Source organism: Pseudodesulfovibrio sp. (genome assembly GCF_028692895.1).
Lineage (GTDB): Bacteria > Desulfobacterota > Desulfovibrionia > Desulfovibrionales > Desulfovibrionaceae > Pseudodesulfovibrio.
Genome location: NZ_JAQUWN010000019.1, coordinates 20,425 through 40,701, shown reverse-complemented (window position 1 = coordinate 40,701; position 20,277 = coordinate 20,425). Strand labels below are relative to the sequence as shown.

At 67.2% G+C, this 20,277-nt stretch carries 23 protein-coding genes; 19 read left to right on the top strand and 4 right to left on the bottom strand.

Annotated elements, in window-relative coordinates; all coding sequences use genetic code 11:
- The first annotated feature begins 1 nt into the window (after position 1).
- The 10 genes from pseC to PHP91_RS06765 are packed head-to-tail and all read left to right on the top strand — an operon-like array spanning position 2 to position 8,729.
- Positions 2 to 1,117: a UDP-4-amino-4,6-dideoxy-N-acetyl-beta-L-altrosamine transaminase gene (gene pseC / locus PHP91_RS06810; RefSeq protein WP_300138803.1), complete on the top strand. Its 1,116-nt coding sequence runs from the start codon at positions 2 to 4 to the stop codon at positions 1,115 to 1,117.
- On the top strand, positions 1,114 to 1,806 hold the full coding sequence (pseF, locus tag PHP91_RS06805; protein ID WP_300138800.1) for a pseudaminic acid cytidylyltransferase: 693 nt from the start codon (positions 1,114 to 1,116) through the stop codon (positions 1,804 to 1,806). The genes pseC and pseF overlap by 4 nt, the downstream gene beginning before the upstream one ends.
- Positions 1,803 to 3,269, top strand: coding sequence for a UDP-2,4-diacetamido-2,4,6-trideoxy-beta-L-altropyranose hydrolase (gene pseG, locus PHP91_RS06800; protein WP_300138797.1), 1,467 nt, complete (start codon positions 1,803 to 1,805; stop codon positions 3,267 to 3,269). Before pseF ends, pseG begins: the two co-directional genes overlap by 4 nt.
- A complete protein-coding gene (locus PHP91_RS06795) occupies positions 3,269 to 3,961 on the top strand; it encodes a PIG-L deacetylase family protein (RefSeq protein WP_300138794.1) in 693 nt (230 codons plus the stop codon). Before pseG ends, PHP91_RS06795 begins: the two co-directional genes overlap by 1 nt.
- Positions 3,962 to 3,992: 31 nt before the next feature.
- Entirely contained in the window at positions 3,993 to 4,775 is a 783-nt protein-coding gene (locus PHP91_RS06790) for a methyltransferase domain-containing protein (protein WP_300138791.1), read from the top strand.
- A gap of 18 nt (positions 4,776 to 4,793) precedes the next feature.
- The gene (pseI, locus tag PHP91_RS06785; RefSeq protein ID WP_300138789.1) at positions 4,794 to 5,834 is read left to right on the top strand and encodes a pseudaminic acid synthase; all 1,041 of its coding nucleotides are present in this window, start codon (positions 4,794 to 4,796) and stop codon (positions 5,832 to 5,834) included.
- Between the two features lie 27 nt (positions 5,835 to 5,861).
- A complete protein-coding gene (locus tag PHP91_RS06780; RefSeq protein WP_300138786.1) occupies positions 5,862 to 7,022 on the top strand; it encodes an N-acetyl sugar amidotransferase in 1,161 nt (386 codons plus the stop codon).
- 15 nt (positions 7,023 to 7,037) lie between these two features.
- Positions 7,038 to 7,664, top strand: coding sequence for an imidazole glycerol phosphate synthase subunit HisH (gene hisH / locus PHP91_RS06775; RefSeq protein WP_300138783.1), 627 nt, complete (start codon positions 7,038 to 7,040; stop codon positions 7,662 to 7,664).
- Positions 7,664 to 8,425, top strand: coding sequence for an imidazole glycerol phosphate synthase cyclase subunit (locus PHP91_RS06770; protein WP_300138780.1), 762 nt, complete (start codon positions 7,664 to 7,666; stop codon positions 8,423 to 8,425). The genes hisH and PHP91_RS06770 overlap by 1 nt, the downstream gene beginning before the upstream one ends.
- Positions 8,426 to 8,429: 4 nt before the next feature.
- Positions 8,430 to 8,729 carry a TIGR04076 family protein gene (locus PHP91_RS06765; protein ID WP_300138777.1) on the top strand — a complete coding sequence of 100 codons (300 nt, stop codon included), beginning with the start codon at positions 8,430 to 8,432 and terminating at the stop codon, positions 8,727 to 8,729.
- A 34-nt stretch (positions 8,730 to 8,763) separates the two neighbouring features.
- Here the strand turns inward: PHP91_RS06765 and PHP91_RS06760 are convergent, their stop codons facing one another.
- Complete coding sequence (locus PHP91_RS06760; protein ID WP_300138774.1) at positions 8,764 to 10,113, bottom strand: surface carbohydrate biosynthesis protein; 1,350 nt, start codon at positions 10,111 to 10,113, stop codon at positions 8,764 to 8,766.
- A 147-nt stretch (positions 10,114 to 10,260) separates the two neighbouring features.
- Between PHP91_RS06760 and PHP91_RS06755 the strand changes: the two genes are divergently transcribed.
- Positions 10,261 to 11,310, top strand: a complete 1,050-nt coding sequence (locus PHP91_RS06755) for a glycosyltransferase family 9 protein (protein ID WP_300138771.1) — start codon at positions 10,261 to 10,263, stop codon at positions 11,308 to 11,310.
- Positions 11,311 to 11,325: 15 nt separating this feature from the next.
- Here PHP91_RS06755 and PHP91_RS06750 read toward each other — a convergent pair whose 3' ends face one another.
- Positions 11,326 to 11,529 carry a hypothetical protein gene (locus PHP91_RS06750; protein ID WP_300138768.1) on the bottom strand — a complete coding sequence of 68 codons (204 nt, stop codon included), beginning with the start codon at positions 11,527 to 11,529 and terminating at the stop codon, positions 11,326 to 11,328.
- Positions 11,530 to 11,547: 18 nt separating this feature from the next.
- Positions 11,548 to 12,213, bottom strand: coding sequence for a PilZ domain-containing protein (locus PHP91_RS06745; RefSeq protein WP_300138765.1), 666 nt, complete (start codon positions 12,211 to 12,213; stop codon positions 11,548 to 11,550).
- Positions 12,214 to 12,467: 254 nt separating this feature from the next.
- Here PHP91_RS06745 and PHP91_RS06740 point away from each other — a divergent pair, with 254 nt between their 5' ends.
- From PHP91_RS06740 to PHP91_RS06715, 6 genes are all read left to right on the top strand, one after another.
- Entirely contained in the window at positions 12,468 to 12,647 is a 180-nt protein-coding gene (locus PHP91_RS06740; protein WP_300138763.1) for a FeoB-associated Cys-rich membrane protein, read from the top strand.
- A gap of 43 nt (positions 12,648 to 12,690) precedes the next feature.
- Positions 12,691 to 12,933, top strand: coding sequence for a FeoA family protein (locus PHP91_RS06735; protein ID WP_300138760.1), 243 nt, complete (start codon positions 12,691 to 12,693; stop codon positions 12,931 to 12,933).
- A 2-nt stretch (positions 12,934 to 12,935) separates the two neighbouring features.
- The gene (gene feoB / locus PHP91_RS06730; RefSeq protein WP_300138757.1) at positions 12,936 to 15,071 is read left to right on the top strand and encodes a ferrous iron transport protein B; all 2,136 of its coding nucleotides are present in this window, start codon (positions 12,936 to 12,938) and stop codon (positions 15,069 to 15,071) included.
- 96 nt (positions 15,072 to 15,167) lie between these two features.
- Positions 15,168 to 16,130 (top strand): nucleoside recognition domain-containing protein, encoded by a 963-nt coding sequence (locus tag PHP91_RS06725; protein WP_300138754.1) that lies wholly within the window; start codon positions 15,168 to 15,170, stop codon positions 16,128 to 16,130.
- Between the two features lie 26 nt (positions 16,131 to 16,156).
- On the top strand, positions 16,157 to 16,540 hold the full coding sequence (locus PHP91_RS06720) for a Rid family detoxifying hydrolase (RefSeq protein ID WP_300138751.1): 384 nt from the start codon (positions 16,157 to 16,159) through the stop codon (positions 16,538 to 16,540).
- A 245-nt stretch (positions 16,541 to 16,785) separates the two neighbouring features.
- Positions 16,786 to 17,577, top strand: coding sequence for a 2-amino-3,7-dideoxy-D-threo-hept-6-ulosonate synthase (locus PHP91_RS06715; RefSeq protein ID WP_300138748.1), 792 nt, complete (start codon positions 16,786 to 16,788; stop codon positions 17,575 to 17,577).
- 82 nt (positions 17,578 to 17,659) lie between these two features.
- Here PHP91_RS06715 and PHP91_RS06710 read toward each other — a convergent pair whose 3' ends face one another.
- Positions 17,660 to 17,968 carry an Hpt domain-containing protein gene (locus PHP91_RS06710; protein ID WP_300138745.1) on the bottom strand — a complete coding sequence of 103 codons (309 nt, stop codon included), beginning with the start codon at positions 17,966 to 17,968 and terminating at the stop codon, positions 17,660 to 17,662.
- Positions 17,969 to 18,109: 141 nt separating this feature from the next.
- Between PHP91_RS06710 and mltC the strand changes: the two genes are divergently transcribed.
- Both mltC and PHP91_RS06700 read left to right on the top strand, forming a co-directional pair.
- On the top strand, positions 18,110 to 19,273 hold the full coding sequence (gene mltC / locus PHP91_RS06705; protein ID WP_366141544.1) for a membrane-bound lytic murein transglycosylase MltC: 1,164 nt from the start codon (positions 18,110 to 18,112) through the stop codon (positions 19,271 to 19,273).
- Positions 19,274 to 19,285: 12 nt separating this feature from the next.
- Entirely contained in the window at positions 19,286 to 20,212 is a 927-nt protein-coding gene (locus tag PHP91_RS06700) for a hypothetical protein (protein ID WP_300138742.1), read from the top strand.
- Positions 20,213 to 20,277 lie beyond the last annotated feature (65 nt).

The following is a 20,277-nucleotide window of genomic DNA, read 5'->3' as shown; positions in this document are numbered from 1 at the left end:
CATGTCCATCATCCCCTACGGCAGGCAGTACATCGATGACGACGACGTGCGGGCCGTGGTCGAGGCGTTGCGCTCGGACTACCTGACCACCGGCCCCCGCATCGACGGGTTCGAGACCTCGGTTCGGGAGTTCTGCGGCGCGGCCCACGGCGTGGCCGTGATGAACGGCACGGCCGCCCTGCACGCCGCCATGTTCGCCCTGAACATCGGCCCCGGCGACGAGGTGATCGTGCCGCCCATGACCTTCGCCGCCTCGGCCAACTGCGTCCTCTACCAGGGCGGCGCCCCGGTCTTCTGCGACGTGGACCCGGCCACCCTGCTCATCGACCCGGCCTCGGCCGAGGCCAGGATCACGGAGCGGACAAAGGCCATCATCGGCGTGGACTACGCCGGGCAGCCCTGCGACTGGCCCCGGCTGCGCGAGATCGCCGACCGCCACGGCCTGGCCCTGGTGGCCGACGGCTGCCACGCCCTGGGGGCCACCCTGGACGGCAGGCCCGTGGGCGGGCTGGCCGACATGACGGTCTTCTCCTTCCACCCGGTCAAGCACGTCACCACGGGCGAGGGCGGCATGGTCGTCACCGACGACGCCGGGCTGGCCGCGCGCCTGCGCCTCTTCCGCAACCACGGCATCACCACCGACGCCCGCACCCGCGACACGGCCGGGGCGTGGTTCTACGAGATGACGGAGCTGGGCTACAACTACCGCATGACCGACATCCAGGCCGCCCTGGGCGAAAGCCAGATGAGGAAGCTGCCCGGATTCCTGCGCCGCAGACGGGAGATCGCCGCCGTCTACGACGAGCGGTTCGCGGGCACGGCCGTCCGCCCCCTCAAGGTGCGGTCCGGCGCGGTGCACGCCTACCACCTCTACGTGGTGCGCCTGGACGGGCGGGACGAGGTTTACAGGAAACTGCGCGAGGCGGGCATCCACGCCCAGGTCCACTACATCCCGGTCCACCTGCATCCCTACTACCGGGAGCGCCTGGGCACCGGCGAAGGACTCTGCCCCGCAGCCGAGGCGGCCTACCGGGAGATCCTCTCCCTGCCCATGTTCCCGGCCCTGACCGACGAGAATCTCGACTACGTGATCCGCACCCTGCTGGAGGTGGCATGAACATAGCGGTCATCCCGGCCCGAGGCGGGAGCAAGCGCATCCCGCGCAAAAACATCCGGGATTTCTGCGGCCTGCCGATCATCGCCCGGTCCATCCGCACCGCCCTGGCCACCGGGCTGTTCGCCTCGGTCATCGTCTCCACTGACGACGAGGCCATCGCCGAGACGGCCCGCGCCCACGGGGCCGAGACGCCCTTCATGCGCCCGGCGAGCCTGGCCGACGATTTCACCGGCACCACGCCGGTCATCCGCCACGCCCTTCAGTGGTGCCTGGCCGACGGCCGCGAGGTGGAGACCGTCTGCGGCCTGTATGCAACGGCCCCCTTCTGCCTGCCCGCCGACCTGGAACGGGGGCACGCGGCCCTGGCCGGGGCCCCGGCCGCCTTCGCCGTGACCACCTTCGCCTACCCCATCCAGCGCGGGCTCCGGCGCGACGCCGACGGCCGCATGACCCTGTTCTGGCCCGAGCACCGCGCGACCCGCTCCCAGGACCTGCCCGAGGCCTTCCACGACTGCGGCCAGTTCTACTGGGCCACGCGGGAGTTCCTGCTCGCGGGCAAGGAATTCATGGACGGCGAGGCAGTGGGCGTTCCCATCCCGCGCCACCGCGTCCAGGACATCGACACCGAGGAGGACTGGGTCCGGGCCGAGGCCATGTACCGCGTCCTCGGGGAGACCGGCGAGCTGTGATCGGGACGCTGACCATCCGGGCGGACGCCTCGCCCGCCATCGGCACCGGCCACGTCATGCGCATGATCGCCCTTTGCCAGGCCTGGCAAAGGCTCGGCGGCCGCGCTGTCCTGATCGGCCGCCTGCAAAACGACTTCGTCGCCGACCGGCTGCGCCGGGAAGGCGTCGAGACCATCCTCCTGGACGGTCCGCCACCGGAACGGGAATCCCCCGAGGCCCTGGTCCGGGACGTGTCGGCCACCGACGGCCCCTGGATCGCCCTGGACGGCTACCGGTTCGACGCCGACTGCCAGCGCGCCCTGGCCCGCACCGGCCGCCGGGTCCTGGTCATGGACGACTACGGCCACCTCCCGGCATACCATTGCGACCTCCTGCTGAACCAGAACATCGGCGCGGAGGAGATTCCCTACCAGGGCGAAATCGCGGACAAACTGCTGGGACCGCAGCACGTCCTGCTGCGCAGCGAGTTTCTCGCCGAAATCCCCGGGGCGGCGGCCAGGACCTTTCCCGACAGGGCGAAAAACATCCTGGTCAGCCTGGGCGGGGCCGACGTCTCCGCCCTGCTCGGCCCCCTGGCCGACCGGCTGTGCGACCCCGTTCTCGAAGGCTGCGCCCTGCACGTCATCGCGGGCGGCGTGCCGGAACAACGGTGGCGGGAGCTGCTCTCCGGCTGCCCGGCCGAGGTGGTGATCCTGCCCACGGCCCCGGACATGCCCGAGCGGATGAGCCGGGCCGACTTCTGCGTCACGGCGGGCGGGTCCACCTGCTGGGAACTGTGCGCCCTGGGCGTCCCCTTCGGGGTCCTTTCCCTGGCCGAGAACCAGCGGGGCAACGTCCGCCACCTGGTGGAAAACGGCATCGCCGTGGACTGCCTGGAAGGCCCCCTCGCGGCGACCCTGGCCTCGGCGGCCGCCCGCCGGGAGCTGCACCGCCGAAGCATGGCCCTCATCGACGGGCAAGGGGCCGACAGGGTCGTCCGGGCCATGGCCGAACGGCTGCTCCGGCTCGACCACGTCACCGTGGACGACTGCGAGGGCGTCTTCGCCGTTGCGAGCGACCCGGAGGTCCGCCGCTTCTTCTTTTCCACCGGCGAAGTGCAGTGGACTGATCATGTCCGATGGTTTACAAATCGACTTGCCCGGGGGGACGCCCCCTTCTACGCCATCCGGGAGCCCGACGGGAACGTGGCGGGCTACATCCGGTTCGAACGCGAGAAGGGACGTTGCGTCCTGAGCATCGCCCTGCGACGGACGGCGCGGGGCAAGGGGATCGGCAGCCGGCTCCTGCGGGAGGCCGCGGCCCGGTTCTTTGCCGAAGACCCGGAAACGCCCAGCCTCACGGCGGAAGTCCGCGCGGACAACACGGCGTCCGTCCGCGCGTTCGAGAAGGCGGGCTTCGAGCGGATCGGTCCGTCGGAGCACGACGGGATTCCCATCGTCATCCTGCAAAAACAGAGGTCCTGATGTTTGATTGCACCGGCAAGAAAGTTCTGGCCGTGGCGGCCCACCCCGACGACGAGACCCTGGGGTGCGGCGGCACGCTGGCCCGGCTCGCCGCGCAGGGAGCCGAAGTCGTCATCATCCTCCTCGGCGAAGGCCCCACCTCGCGCCTGGACAGCGACGCGGCGGCGTCCCGGAGCGGCGCGGCCCGCTCGGCGGGCAAGGCCGCGTCCATCCTGAACGCCACGGAGCTGATCCTGGGCAACATGCCCGACAACCGGTTCGATTCCGTGCCCCTGCTCGACCTGGTCCAGTTCATCGAGAAGAGCACCCGGGAATTCGATCCCGACATCATTTTCACGCACCACGCGGGCGACCTGAACATCGACCACTCCCTCACGCACCGCGCGGTGATGACCGCCTTCCGCCCCCTGCCCGGCAAGACGGCCAGGACCATCCTGGGCTTCGAGGTCCTCTCCAGCACCGAATACGCCCCTCCGGGCGCCGGGCCGCAGTTCACGCCCCAGGTCTACGTGAACGTCGCCGACCAGCTCGACAGGAAAATCGAGGCCCTCGGCGCCTACGAGGAGGAACTGCAGCCCTGGCCCCACCCGAGGAGCGCCCAAGCCATCCAGGCCCTGGCCGCGCTGCGCGGCTCGCAATGCGGCTGCATCGCCGCCGAGGCCTTCATGCTCTACCGGGCCATCATCCCCTAACGACCACAAGAATACTCAGGATATCGACAACATGGCTGAAAAACAAAACGCGACGCGGCGGGACGCGCTACTCGCAAGAATCGAGGGCAACGCCTCCCAGGCGCTGGACTTCGTCGGCTGGATCTTCCAGGGCCTCGACATTCCGGACAACGCGAACATCGTCGAGTGCTGCTGCGGCACCGGCAAGCAGACCCTGGAGTTCGCCCGGCGGCTCACTCCCGGCTCGCGCATCCACGCCTTCGACATCGAACAGAAGTCCCTGGACTACCTGACCGGCCAACTGGACGAAGCCGTCCGCGACCGGGTCGAGGCCCGCCGCCTGGACTTCAATGATTTCGAGGCCGTCACGGCCGCGTTCCCGGATCGGATCGACCTGTTCTTCTGCTCCTACGGCCTCTACTACAACAAGGACTTCGCCCGGCTGCTCGGCCTGGTGCGGGACCGGCTGTCCGAAACCGGACGAATCACCGTGGTGGGCCCCTACGGCCGGAACAACGACGAACTGTTCAGCTTCCTCCAGGCGTGCGGGGTCGGAATCGACGACTACATCGTCTACACGGCCCAGCGGTTCATGGCCGACGTGGTGAACTGGATGAGCGACAACCTCAAGGACGTCCGGAGCACCACCGAGCGCAACCCGGTGGCCTGGGACTCGGCCGACAAGGTGTTCGGCTACTGGGAGAACTCCACCTTCCACGACCCGGCCCTGCGGGACGCGGTGGCGGAACGCCTGGCCGAGCACTTCCGGACCCACGACACGTTCATCAACTGCAAGTATCTGATGAAGGCCACGGCCACGATGATTTTGCCCTAACAGAGCGGAGGCGGCACCTTGTCCAGACTGGATTTCAGCAAAATCGGCCCGAACAGGCCCACCTACGTCATCGCCGAGATGTCGGCCAACCACAACAAGAGCCTGGAGCGGGCCGAACAACTCATCCGGGCCGCCGCCGAGGCCGGGGCGGACGCGGTCAAACTCCAGACCTACACGGCCGACACCATCACCATTCCCTGCGCCAACGAATATTTCACGGTCCAGGGCACCCTCTGGGAGGGGCGCACCCTGCACGACCTCTACCAGGAGGCCTTCACCCCCTGGGAGTGGACGCCCCGGCTCAAGGCGCTGGCCAACGGGCTGGGCATGGACTGCTTCTCCACCCCGTTCGACGACACGGCCGTGGACTTTCTCGAAGCGCACGACATGCCCTGCTACAAGGTCGCCAGCTTCGAGAACGTGGACATCCCGCTGCTGAAGAAGATCGCCGCCACCGGCAAGCCGGTCATCATGTCCACGGGCATGGCCTCGCTGGCCGAGATCGACGAGGCGGTGCGGACCCTGCGGGAAAACGGCTGCCGGGAGCTGGCCCTGCTCAAGTGCACCTCGGCCTACCCGGCCCCGCCCGAGGAGGCCAACCTCCGCACCATCGCCCACCTCTCCCAGACCTTCGGCTGCCCTGCGGGCCTTTCCGACCACACCATGGGCAGCGCCGTGGCCGTCGCCGCCGTAAGCCTGGGCGCGTGCATCGTGGAAAAGCACTTCACCCTCTCCCGCGCCGACGGCGGGCCCGACGGCGCCTTTTCCATGGAGCCCGACGAGTTCGGCCAAATGGTGCGTGACATCCGCACGGCGGAGTCCGCCCTGGGCGAGATTTCCTACGCCCTTACCGAGAAGCAGAAGGAGAGCGTCGCGTTCCGCCGCTCCCTGTTTGTTGTGCGGGACATGAAGCAGGGCGAGCTCTTCACCCGGGAAAACGTCCGCTCCATCCGCCCCGGGCACGGCCTTCACACCCGCTACCTGGAAGAGGTGACGGGCCGCCGCGCCACCCGCGACATCGCCATGGGAACGCCCCTGAACTGGAACCTGATCGGTTGATCCCCCAAGCCCAAAGGAGAAGACACCATGTCCGACCACCTCAAATATTGCACCAAATGCGTCATGCCGGAGACCAAGCCGGACCTCTGGTTCGATGAGAACGGCGTCTGCGCCGCCTGCCAGTTCTTCGAGCAGCGCGAGGAGATAGACTGGGCCTCCCGGCTGCGGGAGCTGGAGGAGATCGTCGAGCGGTACCGCTCCAAGGACGGCTCCAACTACGACTGCCTCATCCCGTGCAGCGGCGGCAAGGACTCCACCTACCAGACCCTGACCATGCTCGACATGGGCCTCAACCCCCTGTGCGTCACGGCCAGCACCGACCGCCTCTCCCCCATCGGACGGCGCAACATCGAGAACATCAAGAAGCTCGGCGTGGACTACATCGAGGTCTCGACCAACCCCGTGATCCGGCGGCGCATCAACAAGCTCTGCCTGGAGCAGGTGGGCGACATCTCCTGGCCCGAGCACCTGACCATCTTCACCATCCCCGTGCGCATCGCGGTCCAGCAGCGCATCCCTCTGATCGTGTGGGGCGAGAATCCCCAAAACGAGAACGGAGGCCCTGCGGCCGACGCCGGAAGCCCGCACCTGACCCGGCGCTGGCTGGAGGAGTTCGGCGGCCTGCTCGGCCTGCGCGTCACCGACCTGGCGGGCCAGGCCGGCATCGAAAAGAAACACCTGGTCCAGTACACCTACCCCAGCGACCAGGAGCTGGCCGAGGTGGGCGTCACGGGCATCTTCCTGGGCCACTACAAGCAGTGGGACGGCCTCTCCAACGCCCTGGTGGCCGCAGCCCACGGGTTCGAGAGCAACCCGACCATCGTCGAGGGGTCCATCGTCAACTATGAGAACCTCGACAACCAGCAGATGCGCATCCACGACTATTTCAAGTTCCTCAAGTACGGCTACAGCCGCCCCACGGACTGGGCCTGCTGGCACATCCGCCGGGGCCGCCTCTCGCGCGAGCAGGGACTCCAACTGGTCAGGAAGCACGAGGGCAAATTCCCCTGGAGCTACCTGGGCTGCGACCTCTCGACCATCCTGGAGGAGATCGACATGACCCTGGAGGAATTCCAGGCCGTCTGCGATCGTTTCACCAACAAGAAGATCTTCAAGACCGACCGGCGCGGCAACCTGCTCCGGGACCGCCAGGGCAACCTGGTGCGGATCAACGACGACAACGTCTAGGCGGGCGGGGACGACATGCTGACGGTGGCGGTGGTCGATTACGGCGTGGGCAACATCGGCTCCATCTCGCGGGCGCTGACGGTATGCGGGGCCAAGCCCCTGCTCACCGACCGCGAGGAGGACTTCAAGGTCGTCGACGCCTGCGTGCTGCCCGGCGTGGGGGCCTTCGGCGACGCCATCGGCCTGCTGCGCCAGCGCAACCTGGACAAGATCCTCGAAGACCAGATCATCGCCTACGGCATCCCCATCCTGGGGGTCTGCCTGGGCATGCAGCTCCTGGCCACCACCGGCCTGGAGTACGGCGAGCACCGGGGCCTGGGCTGGATTCCGGGCACGGTCCGCCCCCTGCGGCCGACCTGCGGCGAGCGCATCCCGCATGTGGGCTGGAACAACGTGGACTACGAGGTCCCCAACCCGCTCCTGGCGGACATCCCGCCCGGCGAGGACTTCTACTTCGTGCACAGCTTCCACTTCGCGCCCGACGACCCGGCCAACGCCGTGGCCACCACGCCCTACTGCGGCGAGTTCGTCTCCGTGGTCAACCGCGGCAACGTCTACGGCACCCAGTTCCACCCGGAGAAGAGCCAGGCCATCGGCCTGAAACTGCTCAAGAACTTCATCCGGCTCAGCGAGGAATCGTAGTGCTCAAGACGCGCATCATCCCCACCCTGCTCTACCGCGACTACGGGCTGGTCAAGGGCGTCGGCTTCGACAGCTGGCGGCACGTGGGCTCGCTCATGCAGTCCATCAAGGTCTACAACATGCGCAACGTGGACGAGCTCATCATCGTGGACATCAAGGCCACGGGCGACGGCCGCGAGCCTGATTTCGCCTGGGTCAACGACTTCGCCGACGACTGCTTCATGCCGCTCACCGTAGGCGGCGGCGTGACCCATGTGGACCACGTGGGCCGGTTGCTGGAGGCCGGGGCGGACAAGGTGGCCATGAACACCGCCGCCGTGAACGACCCCGCCCTGGTCACACGCGTGGCGGACAAATACGGGGCCCAGTGCGCCATCGTCTCCATCGACTTCAAGCGCCACCCGGACGGACGGCTGGAAGTGGTCACCAACTCGGGCCGCAACCCGCGCGGGCTGGCCCCGGCGGCCTTCGCCAGGGAGATGGAGGAGCGCGGGGCGGGCGAGATCCTGCTCACCTCCGTGGACCTGGACGGCACCTTCAAGGGCTACGACATCGAGGCCGTCCGGGCCGTGAGCGACGCGGTGACCATCCCGGTCATCGCCTCGGGCGGGGCCGGGAACTACGAGCACATGCTTCAGGCCATCCGCGACGGCGGGGCCACGGCCGTGGCCGCCGCCTCCATCTTCCACTTTACGGAACAGACCCCGGCCGAGGCCAGGGCCCACCTGCGCCGGGCGGGCATCCCGGTGCGCCGGGACTAGCGCCATGGGCCGCAACCACGCCGTCCGCATCACCGTCCAGAAGCGGCTCTTCCACCAGGACCTGATCGAGGCGTACGCGGACCATCCCGAAAGCTGGACGCCCTGCCCGGAGTTCGCCGAGGGCGACGTCTTCGTCGTCGGCCCGGACGCGCCCTGGGACAAGCCCGAGGGGTTCTGCGGCTGGGCCTGGGCCGACATGCAGAAGATGGTCTGGTCCATGTCGCGCGGCGGGCCGCAGCGGTTCGTCACCTGCTGCACCGACGGCTACCGGCCGGTGGTCTTCCTGCTCGAACGGATCGACTAGTCCCGTTGCCGCGCCAAAACGCGGCCCTCGAAACTCAGCCTTTTTCCGGAACCATCAGGAACGTGTTGAGCGCGACCTGCTCCACCCGCACTGCGGGCAGGGAGGGCTCGGCCTCGCGCAGGCGGCGGACCTTGTCGATGAGGACGGCGACGTTGGTGGGAGGGAATTTTTCCAGTGCGTACCGGACCTTGCGGCCATTGTGCCCGGGCTGCCGGGCCCGGATCAGCTTGCTGACGTGCTTGCGGAAGCACTCCAGCCGCTCGGTCCAGCGCAGGGGCCGGGGCAGCCAGACCTTGTCCGGCGAGGTGCAGGAGGCGGCGTAGTCCGCGATGCGGCCCGCCGCGCTCTCCTCCAGGTTCGCCAGGTAGGGAGAGAGTGTCGCCAACTGGGCGCGGCGCATTTCGACGGGCATGTCGCCCGCGCGGACGGCCTCGGCCACGGCCTCCGGCGTGTCGGCCGGGACCCCGATCCCGGCGAAGAGCCGGTTGGTCAGTTCGGCGTTCTCCACCGGCCGGTAGCCGATGACCGGGCGGCCCATGAGCAGGGCCTCCATGCCGGTGGTGCAGTCGCAGTGGACGACGTGCCCGGCCGATGCGAGCCAGTTGCGCACCGGCTTCGCGTTGTCCACGAAAACGTTGGGCAGGGAGCGGAAGGCCTGGACGTAGCGGTCGCGGTTCTCCATGGGATGGGGCCGGAAGACCACGTGGCGGTCCGGAAAAGCGTCGGCGAGAACCCCGGCGAGCTCAATGTACTTGTCAAGAAGGCCGGCCTGGAAGTCGTGCAGTTTCCAGACGTATTCCTGAACGGCCTTGTCGCCGTATATCTTCCACTCGTCCATGCCGGAGAGCATCTTGATGTACCGGTCAAGGTCCATCTTGAGGTTGGCGTACGAAAAATTGGTGTTGATCTGGATGTGGCCCTCGCCGTGGGCCGCGATGATCTCCGGGTCGCGGTAGAACGGGACGAAGCGCTCGTTGGCCAGGTCGAAGGAGGGATGGCCCGTGACCTTGACCAGGGAATGCCTGTCCTCGGGAATCCGGCGCAGGATGTTGCGTCTGCCCGCCTCGCCCCAGGCGAAAAGCATGGTCAGGGCGCGCACGGCCAGGGCGTAGTCGGCCTGCTCCAGGGAGTCCTCCAGGACCAGGCCTTCCTGGTTGAGGTTGAAGACCACGCCGCCCGCGTCGAGCACGGCCTGGTTGTCGCGCAGGCTCTGGTCCTGGTCGAAATAGATGACCGGCTTGCCCTTGTCGAACCGGAAGACCCAGCGGCGCACCATGTAGTCGCCCATGAGGGTGGGGAGTCCCCGCCCGGCCAGGTGGAGGGCCAGGTACAGGACCGCGTCGAGTTCTCGGTTGACGATTTCGATGGGTATGGCGCAGAGCATGTTCGGCTGATTCCTTGCGTCGGGAGTAAGGCTGGCACACCAAAGCACAACTGGCACCGGTTGTCCATACCCTCGCCTTGACATCCCCCCGGCGATAGGGGAAATTGCATCCGCTCATTCGAGAGGAACCATCCCGGACCGCCATCCATGAAAGACATCACCAATCTGCACCCCCGAAAAATCCTGGCCTGCCAGCTCCGGCAGATCGGCGACGTGCTCCTCGCCACCCCGGCCATCCGGCTGCTCAAGGAGCGCTACCCCGATGCCGAGCTGCACGTACTGACCGAAAAACGCTGCCTGCCCGTCCTGGAGAACAACCCCCACGTCGACACCGTCTGGGTCCTCGACCGCAAGGCGCTCAAGAACCCGTTCAAGGCCCTGGCCTGGTACGCCGGGGTCGCGCGGCAGGGGTTCGACCTCATCGTGGACTTCCAGCAGCTCCCCCGCTGCAAGTGGGTCGTCCGATTCTCCGGCGCGCCGGTGCGGCTGAGCTTTCCCCCCAAGTGGTACAACCGGTTCCTCTACACCAACTGGGGTCCCCTGGTGTACGGCTATGCCGCCAAGTGCAAGGCGGGCGTGCTCGCCCCCCTGGGCATCGAGTGGAACGGCGAACGCCCGGAGCTCTGGCTGACCGACGGGGAACGCGCCTTTGCCGACGGCTTCATCGAACGCCACGGCCTGGGCGGGCGGCCGTTCATCACCGTGGACCCGAGCCACCGGCGGGAGACCCGACGCTGGCCCGAACGACATTTCGCGGAACTCGTCCGCCTGCTGCGCGAGCGCCATCCCGAGCTGGGGGCCGTGATCCTCTACGGACCGGGCGAAAAGGAGCTGGCCGAGACCGTGGCCGCCCAGGCGGGCGACGGTGCGCTGGTCCCGGACGCCATGCTTTCCCTGCGGGAGATGGCCGCCGTGCAGGAGCGGGCGGCCATGCACCTCGGCAACTGCTCGGCCCCGCGCCACTTCGCCGTGGCCGTGGGCATTCCCACCCTGACCATCCAGGGCGCCACGGGCACCGGCTGGGGCTTTCCCTCTGACGAGCACGTCAGCGCCACCAAGGGCCTGCCCTGCTATCCCTGCAACAGCAACACCTGCAAGCTGGGCACGCGCGAGTGCCTGGAGACGTTCACCCCCGGGGAAAACCTGCCGGAGGCCCTCCGGCTGCTCGAACTGGGCCTGAAGAAGAAGGGGTTCTGACGACCCGGCCGGGGACTACTTGTCCCGGTCCCTGCGGTCGTCCGTCCTGTTCTTGAAGGTGATGGAGGCCAGGCAACCGGCCAGCCCGCCCAGGACCACGGCCTTGGGCGCGGCCATCAGCCCGGTCAGGCTGAACAAAAAGCCCACGGCGCAACCGGCGATGATGCCTTTGGCCAGAGCGTCCACCCATTGCATGAATTCCTTTGAATCGTCCGACATGATGCTCTCGCCTCGTTCTCAGAGAATGGACTGGAGTTGCACGTACTGGTACGCGGTCATGGACTCGAAGGTCGCGCCGATTCCCGGGGCCCGGCCCTCGGTTCCCCAGGGACGCCGCCAACGCACCAGCAGCTCGACGGGCGTCTTGTCCTCGAACTCGCTGACCACCATCCACGCCGGGGATTGCAGCCGCCAGTCGTTGATCGTAAAAATGAAACAGCCGTGCTCGGAGACGTTGATGGTCACGGTCCGCTCGCCTTCGGCCCCGTCTGGCCGGTTGAACAGGACTACATTGAAAACCACCTCCCGCCGCCGGGCCACCCGGATGGAGCGGGCGGTGAAGGACCGGCACTCGTACTCCACGAAATCCGCCAGGTCGCGGTTGTGCCGCAGGGTCCCGCCCTGGGAGAGTCCCCGGATGCCGCCGGCGTCGGGGTTGAACATGACCCGCAGCACCGGGAACCGCTCCATGCACCGTGTAATGCGGTTCTTGTCCCCGCACTCGCAACGGATCATGGTCGGGACGTCGACGACCAGGCCGCTGTAGAAGGCGTCGGCCAGGCGGCCGGTAATCTCGGCCGGGGACCCGACGCAATCCACCTCGACGTCAAGACTGCGCAACACTTCCATATAGGCGTTGCGCGCCGCGCCCGGTTCGGCGATAAGCAACAATCTGGTCTTCAACTGGCGACGACTCCCATTCGGAATTCGCGCATATGACCATAAAAGCAAGATATTGACAACCTTGGCGAACGATCGGAACAGGCCGACGGCAGTCAAACCGTTTTCCCATTTCAATCAACCTGAATTGCTGCATTAATTGGCAGCCAAAAATCGGTGGCATTTTTCCGGCGCGTTTTACTTGACATTGATTTTCAACATCACTATCACTCTTTTGTCCGGCCCGATGGGGCCACAACCATCTTTTGAGGGACATCATGACCGACACCATAATAGTAGGCATCATCGTGCTCGCCGCCTTTGCGTTCTTCGCGCGCAGGGTCATCCGCACCTTCCGGGCGGACAGGCCTTCCTGCGACTGCTCCGGCTGTAGCCAGGGGCCCTCGTGCCCCTCGCAAAACAAGGCCCAAGGGCCATCCTGCGGCTGCCGCCAGTAGCCCGGAAAGTTTAACCTGTCGCCAAGAGAGTGAGGTACCATTCATGAGCGAACCGTTCTGCCTGCGCAAGGCCAAGGTCAATCAAATGCTGAAAATCGTCACGGTGTCGGCCGCCGGGGAGCTGGGCCGCCGCATCCGCGACATGGGGCTGATCCCCGGCACCGAATGCAAGGTCATCGGCAAGGCCCCCCTGCGGGACCCCGTGGCCCTGCGACTGAAGGATTTCACGCTGACGCTGCGCAACAGCGAGGCCGACCACATAACCGTCCGCGAACAGGAGGGCTAGGCATGTCGACCTATACCATCGGCATCGCCGGCAACCCCAACTGCGGCAAGACCACGACCTTCAACGCCCTGACCGGCGCGCACCAGCACGTGGCCAACTGGCCCGGCGTCACCGTCGAGAAGAAAATCGGCCACCTCACCCGCAACGGGGATTCCCTGGAGGTGGTGGACCTGCCCGGCACCTATTCGCTGACGGCCTACACCCAGGAGGAGCTGGTCGCCCGCAATTTCCTGGTGGACGAGCGGCCCGAGGCCGTCATCGACGTGATGAACGCCGACGCCCTGGAGCGCAACCTCTACCTGGCCGTGCAGATCATGGAACTGGGCGTGCCCCTGGTCCTTGGGCTGAACATGATGGACGAGGTGCGCAAGAACGGCAAGACCATCGACAGCGCGCGGCTGGCCGCCCTGACCGGTTGCGCCGTGGTCGAGACCGTGGCCCGCAACGCCCACGGGACCGACGAACTGCTCAAGGCGTCCGTCTCCCTGGCCGCGGAGCGCCGGGGGGAGTGGAAGCCCCTGCACATTTCCTACGGCCCGGACCTGGACCCGGTCCTGGCCAGGATGACCGCCCTCATCGAGGAGTCGGCCTTCCTGACCGACAGGGTCCCGGCCCGCTGGACCGGCATCAAGTACCTGGAGCGGGACGAGGACGTCATCGTCAAGGGCCGCATGGCCGACACCGCCGTGTCCGACAGGCTGGAGGCCATGGCGCGCGAGGTGGCGGAGCACATGCAGAAGACCCTCAAGGCCCAGCCCGACGCGCTCATCGCCGACTACCGCTACGGCTTCATCGCGGGCATCATCAAGGACGTGGTCACCTACCCCCTGCTGGACGAGGACCGCATCTCGCGCTCCGACCAGATGGACAAGGTCCTGACCCACACCCTGCTCGGCCCGCTCATCATGATCGCCATCGTCTATCTCATCTACAAGGTCACCTTCACCGTGGGCGAAATCCCCATGGGCTGGCTGGAAAGCCTGTTCGGCGTCATCGGCGACGCGGCAAGCAACGCCCTGCCCGACGGCCACCTGCGCTCGCTCATCGTCTCCGGCATCATCGACGGCGTGGGCGGCGTCCTCGGCTTCGTTCCGCTCATCATCTTCATGTTCCTGATGATCTCGGCCCTTGAGGACTCCGGCTACATCGCCCGCATGGCCTACATGCTGGACCGCGTCTTCAAGATCTTCGGCCTGCACGGCACCTCGGTGCTGCCGTTCATCGTCTCGGGCGGCATCGCGGGCGGCTGCGCCGTGCCCGGCGTCATGGCCGCGCGCACCCTGCGCAGCCCCAAGGAGAAGCTGGCCACCCTGTTCGTGGCCCCGTACATGACCTGCGGCGCCAAGGTGCCGGTCTTCCTGATGCTCGCCGCCGCCTTCTTCCCGGCCCACGCGGCCACGGTCATGCTCGCCATTACCCTGGGCGCATGGTGCATGGCCCTGCTCGTGGCCCGCGCCCTGCGCTCCACGGTCATCCGGGGCGAGTGCACGCCCTTCGTCATGGAGCTTCCGCCCTACCGTATGCCCACCCTGCGCGGCGTGCTCATCCACACCTGGGAGCGGACCTGGGAATACGTCAAGAAGGCGGGCACCGTGATCCTCGGCATCTCCATCCTCATCTGGGCCATGATGACCTTCCCGCAGCTTCCCGCCGACCGGGTGGCCCACTACGAGGCACTGCGCCAGGCCGCCCAGACCGAGGAGGCCGCGGCCGACATCGCCAACGCCGAGTCCGAGGAGGCCATGCTCAACACCGTGGCGGGCCGCATCGGCGCCGCGCTGGAGCCCCTGACCAAACATGCGGGCTTCAACTGGCGGACCAACATCGCCCTGACCGGCGGGTTCGCGGCCAAGGAGGTCATCGTCTCCACCCTGGGCACCGCCTACTCCATGGGCGACGTGGACCCCGAGGACGCCGAGCCCCTGTCCGAGCGGCTCCTGGCCGACCCGGCCTTCACCGCCGCCTCGGCCGTGGCCCTGATAATCTTCACCATGCTCTACGCCCCGTGCTTCGTCACCGTGGTGACCATGGCCCGGGAGTCGAGCTGGCGCTGGGCCGCCTTCAGCGTGGTGGGCTCCACCACCCTGGCCTTCGTCATGGCCGTCATCGGCTATCACGTCACCAGGGCCTTCCTGTAGCGTCCCGCGACAACAGACAAAAACAAGGGGAGGCTCCGGCCTCCCCTTTTCTTTTGCCTGGGGATGCCCTAGAGTGCGCCGACGAGGCCCAATCCCATGGAAAAACTCTTCCGTACCGCCGGGGAGATCGTGCGCCAGACCGTCACGGCTTCCCTCGAACTCTTCAAGGTCATGGTTCCGATTCTCATCGGGGTCAAGATACTCCAGGAACTGGGGCTGATCCAGTACCTGGCCTGGCCCCTCAAGCCCGCCATGAGCCTGCTGGGCCTGCCCGCGGAGATGGGCCTTGTCTGGGCGGCCGCCCTGCTCAACAACATTTATACCGGCCTCATCGTCCTGGCCTCGCTCATTCAGGACAATCCCCTGACCGGAGCGCAGGCCACGGTGCTCGCGGTGCTCATGCTGGTGGGCCACGGCCTCCCGGTGGAGTGCGCCATCGCCCGCCGCTCAGGAGCGCGTTTCCTGTTCCAGGCCGTCTCGCGCCTGGTCGGGGCCTTCGCCCTGGCCATGGTGATGCATCTCGCATACGACGCCACCGGCACCCTCCAGACCCCGGCCGTCATGCTCTTCACCGCGAAAGCAACGGGCGATTCCTCGCTCCTGGCCTGGGGGCTCGGCCAGGTGCGCAACCTGCTCTCCATCTCCTGCATCATCCTCGCCCTGCTCACCATCATGCGCATACTCCAGGCCCTGGGCCTGATCGAGCTGATCAACCGCATCCTCCGCCCGGTGCTCAAGCAGGTGGGCATCGGCCCCAAGGCGTCGGCCATCACGGTCATCGGGCTGACCATGGGGCTGGCCTACGGCGGCGGGCTGATCATCAGCGAGGCCAAGAGCGGTCGCGTGAGCCGGGAGGACGTCTTCTACTCCCTGACTCTCATGGGGTTGTGCCACTCGCTCATCGAAGACACGCTCCTGCTCCTGCTCATCGGCGGGCACATCTCGGGCATCCTCTGGGGCCGACTGCTTTTCGCGCTCATCGCCGTGGCGATCATCGTCCGCATCGTCCGCCACCTGCCCGCCAAATTTCGCAACACCTATCTCTGGGTCGCCGGTTAGCGCCCCGCCAAACCAAGGAGGCTCCCATGCCGAACATCGATCTGATCCATACGGAAATGGCCCCGGCCGCCGTCGGTCCCTATTCCCAGGCCGCCAAGGCGAACGGCCTGGTCTTCGTCTCCGGCCAGCTCGGCATCATCCCGGGCGAAGGCAAGCTGGCGGAAGGCTTCAAGGCCCAGACCCGCCAGGCCCTGGAAAACCTGAAAGCCATTTTGGAAGCCGCCGGTTCCTCCCTGGACAAGGTCCTGGCCGTGGAGGTCTTTGTCATGGACATGGGCCGCTTTGCGGACCTCAACGCCATCTACGCGGAATACTTCACCTCCCACAAGCCCGCCCGCGCCGCCATCCAGGTGGCGGGCCTGCCCCTGGGAGGCCTGGTGGAAATGAAGTGCACGGCCGTGGCCGACTGACCCGCCCCCCGAACCGTCACCCGTTCGCCGCTTGACAGCGCGCGGCGATCTGCGCTACCCCGATAGTCATGACACACAACTCCGCCCGTTTCTTTTTCTTCTTTAGCTTTAACGACAGGAACGCCTGCGGTCTTGGTGTGCGCTAGTATTTGGAGAAAATCGATCAACCAAGAGGCCGCGGGCAAAGTCCGCGGCCTCTTTTTTTTCGGGCCGCGCCGCCGGTCGAAACACCAAAGGAGCACCTCATGCATCTGGGAAAAGCCATTCGGATGGAACGCATCATGAACCGCAACGACGGCCGGACCATCGTCGTCCCCATGGACCACGGGGTCACCGTCGGGCCCATCTACGGCCTTGTGGACCTGCGCCAGGCCGTCAACCAGGTGGCCGACGGCGGGGCCAACGCCGTGCTCATGCACAAGGGCATCCCCCGCTGCTCCCACCGCGCGGGCGGCAAGGACATCGGCCTGATAATCCACCTCTCCGGCTCCACCTCGCTCTCCCCGTTCCCCAACGCCAAGACCCTGGTGGGCTCGGTCACGGACGCCCTCAAGCTCGGGGCCGACGCGGTCTCCGTGCACATCAACCTGGGCGACGAGACCGAGGGCCGCATGCTGTCCGACCTCGGCGCGCTCTGCTCCGAGGCCAATGAATGGGGTATGCCGGTGCTGGCCATGATGTACGCGCGCGGGCCCAAGATCGACAACGAGTACGACCCCACGGTGGTGGCCCACTGCGCCCGGGTGGGCGTGGAGCTCGGCGCGGACATCGTCAAGGTCAACTACACCGGCGACCCGGAGTCCTTCTCCCGCGTGGTGGAGGGGTGCTGCGTGCCCGTGGTCATCGCCGGCGGGCCCAAGATGGACAGCGACCGCGACCTGGTCCAGATGGTCTACGACTCCATCCAGGCGGGCGGCTCCGGCCTTTCGGTGGGCCGCAACGTCTTCCAGCACGAAAACCCGGCCAAGATCGTGGCCGCGCTGAACAAGGTCGTGCACGAGAACTGGAGTGTGGAGCAGGCCATGGAGCTGCTCTAGATTCGATCCGCCGGAGCGGGCCCCTCCTCCCCCGCTCCGGCGCGTCCGGGGGAAAGGGATGGCGGCCCGCGCCGCCGGGGGGTCAGTTGCGGAACTCGACGACCACGGTGTCCAGGTAGCGGTCCATGCGCTCGATGGCGTCCAGGCACCCGGCCGCGTCGGCGACCTTGGCCGCCGCCTCCAGCTCCGCGCCGATGTCGCCCATGGTGCGCATGCCGTAGCCGTAGCCGGTCCCCTTGGCCGTATGCCCCAGCCGGGCCAGGGACTCCATGTCGCCGCCCGCCAGGGCGTCGCGCATGGTCCGGACGTCCTGCCGGGAATTGTCGAAGAACCGCGGCATCAGCGGTTCGAGGTCGTGGTCGATTCGCTCGATGATCTGGCCGGTCGCCATATGGACTTCCCCCCGTGATCGCCGTGCAACTTTTGCACGCTCTTGTTTTTCCCGCCAAACATTCCTATCCTGCGATCATTCGTCGCAACCGTCAAACTTTAATCATCCTTCCGTGATGCGTGTCAAGGCGACCTATCGAACATGGCCATGAAGCCCCTCTACATCCCGCTCCTGCTCCTCACCCTGCTCGCGTCATGCTCGCGCTACGACGCCGTGCGCATCGCCCGGGCGGCGGCAACGGGCAGCCCGGCCGCCGCGGCCGAGGCCCTGGCCAGGGACAAGGCCATCGGCTACGCCGCCAATCCCAGGGCGCTGGCGGCCGACCTCAAGCGGTTCAAACAGGTGGTGGACGACTTCGTCAAGGCCGCGGGCTCGGTCTGGGGCGCGTCCGACACCCGCGTCCCGGAGCCCAAGACCTACGTCAAGTACACCCACAACTACCTGTCGCGGGCCAGCGTGGACTTCGACGCCGGAATCATCACCGTGGAGACCCTGGACCAGGAGAACGGCCCGGCCAGCCTGAGGACCGCCATCGTCACCACCCTGCTCACCCCCGGCGACCCGCGCGCCGTGGACCTCTATTCCGACAAGCCGGTCAAGCTCGGCGAGACGCCATTCCTCCTGGGCGAGGTCAAGGACGCGGACGGCAAGGACATCCGCTGGGCCTGGCGGGCCGGGCGCTTCGCCGACCACCTCATGGCCACGGGCCTGAGGACGCGCGCCGCGAACGGCAAGACCGTCCGCTACGTGACCATCGACATGGCCCGCGACCACCTGGACGTGCGCGCGCGCAAATACCGGGGGCTGGTCGAGGCGGCGGCCAGGCGGTTCTCCGTCAGCCGCAACCTGGTCTACGCCATCATGCAGGTGGAGTCGGACTTCAACCCCTTCGCCGTCAGCGGGGCCATGGCCATCGGCCTGATGCAGGTGGTGCAGAAGACGGCGGGCAGCGACGTCTACCGCTTCCTGCACGGCAAGGCGGGCGCGCCCACGCGGGAGACGCTCTTCGACCCGGCGGGCAACATCACCTACGGAACGGCCTACCTGCACCTGCTCGACGCCCGCTTCCTCGGCGGCATCGACGACCCGGTGTCGCGCGAATACTGCGTCATCGCCGGATACAACGGCGGCGCGGGCGCGGTGCTGCGCACCTTCGACGCCAACAAGGACCGGGCCAAGCGCCGGATCAACGCCCTGTCCACGGGCGAGGTCTACCAAAAGCTCAAATCGGGGCTTCCCCAGAGCGAGACGCGGCGCTATCTTGGCAAGGTCATTGAAGCCAAGAAGCACTTCGTCAATTTCTAGCCGGTGGACGACATGGATCTCCAGGAACTCATCGACCAGGCGGGCCGCGCCCTGACCGAGTGGACCCGCGCCCTCTTTCCCGGCCTGCCCGCCGAGGCGGCTCGCTACGGCGGCGCGGCCCTGCTCGCCGTGGCCGCCCTGCTCCTCGCCCTGCTCGCCCTGCGCCTCTTCCGGGGGAGCGGCCGCGCCCGCGCGCCCAAGCGGATCAACGTCCCCCGCGTCCTGCAGCAGAGCGGGGCCACCGTGGACCTCGTGCGCGGGCCCGACGACGAGAACGTGCCCCTGCGCTGCGTCATCACGTCGGTGACGGGCGGCAAGATCAAGTGCGAGATCATCGAGCGGCTGGGCCCGCTCCGGGTCAAGGAGGGCGGCGAGGTCACCTGCGTCTTCCCCCCCCTGCGCACCGGCCGGGACGGCAAGATCAACTCCCTCCGGGCCAGGGTCCTCCAGTCCGACCGCTCCGGCCGCACGGACCGCATCGTCCTCTCCAAACCCCTGGACTATGCGATGATCCCGCGCCGCAGGCACGGCCGCAAACGCGTGGCCGACCAGCAGTTCATCCGGGTCAAGCTCTGGGTGGCCGATCCCTTCGCCTCGGACCTCGCCTTCGAGGACGCGGCCCCGCAGATCGGGATCAACTCCTTCGGCGGCGACGGACCGTCCCAGTCCGCCAACGCCGTGGTCAACCTCTCGGACGGCGGCATCGGCCTCCTGGTCCAGGACGGGCTCCTTCCCGAGGCCTGCGCCGTGGGCTCGGCCGTGACCCTCAACCTGTTCATGTTCAACTTCCGGGAAAAAGCCTTCCGCCCCTTCTGGTATTCCGGCCGCGTCCGCGCCATGACCGGGGGCGCGCCCGGCTTCACCCGCATGGGCGTCCAGTTCGACGGCCAGGCCCTGGTCAACGACCGCACGGGCCGCCTGTCCTGGGAAAGATTCTAGCCCTGGCCCAGGGAATGAAAAAGGCCCCGGCGGAACTGCCGGGGCCTTTTCACATGCGTTTCGAG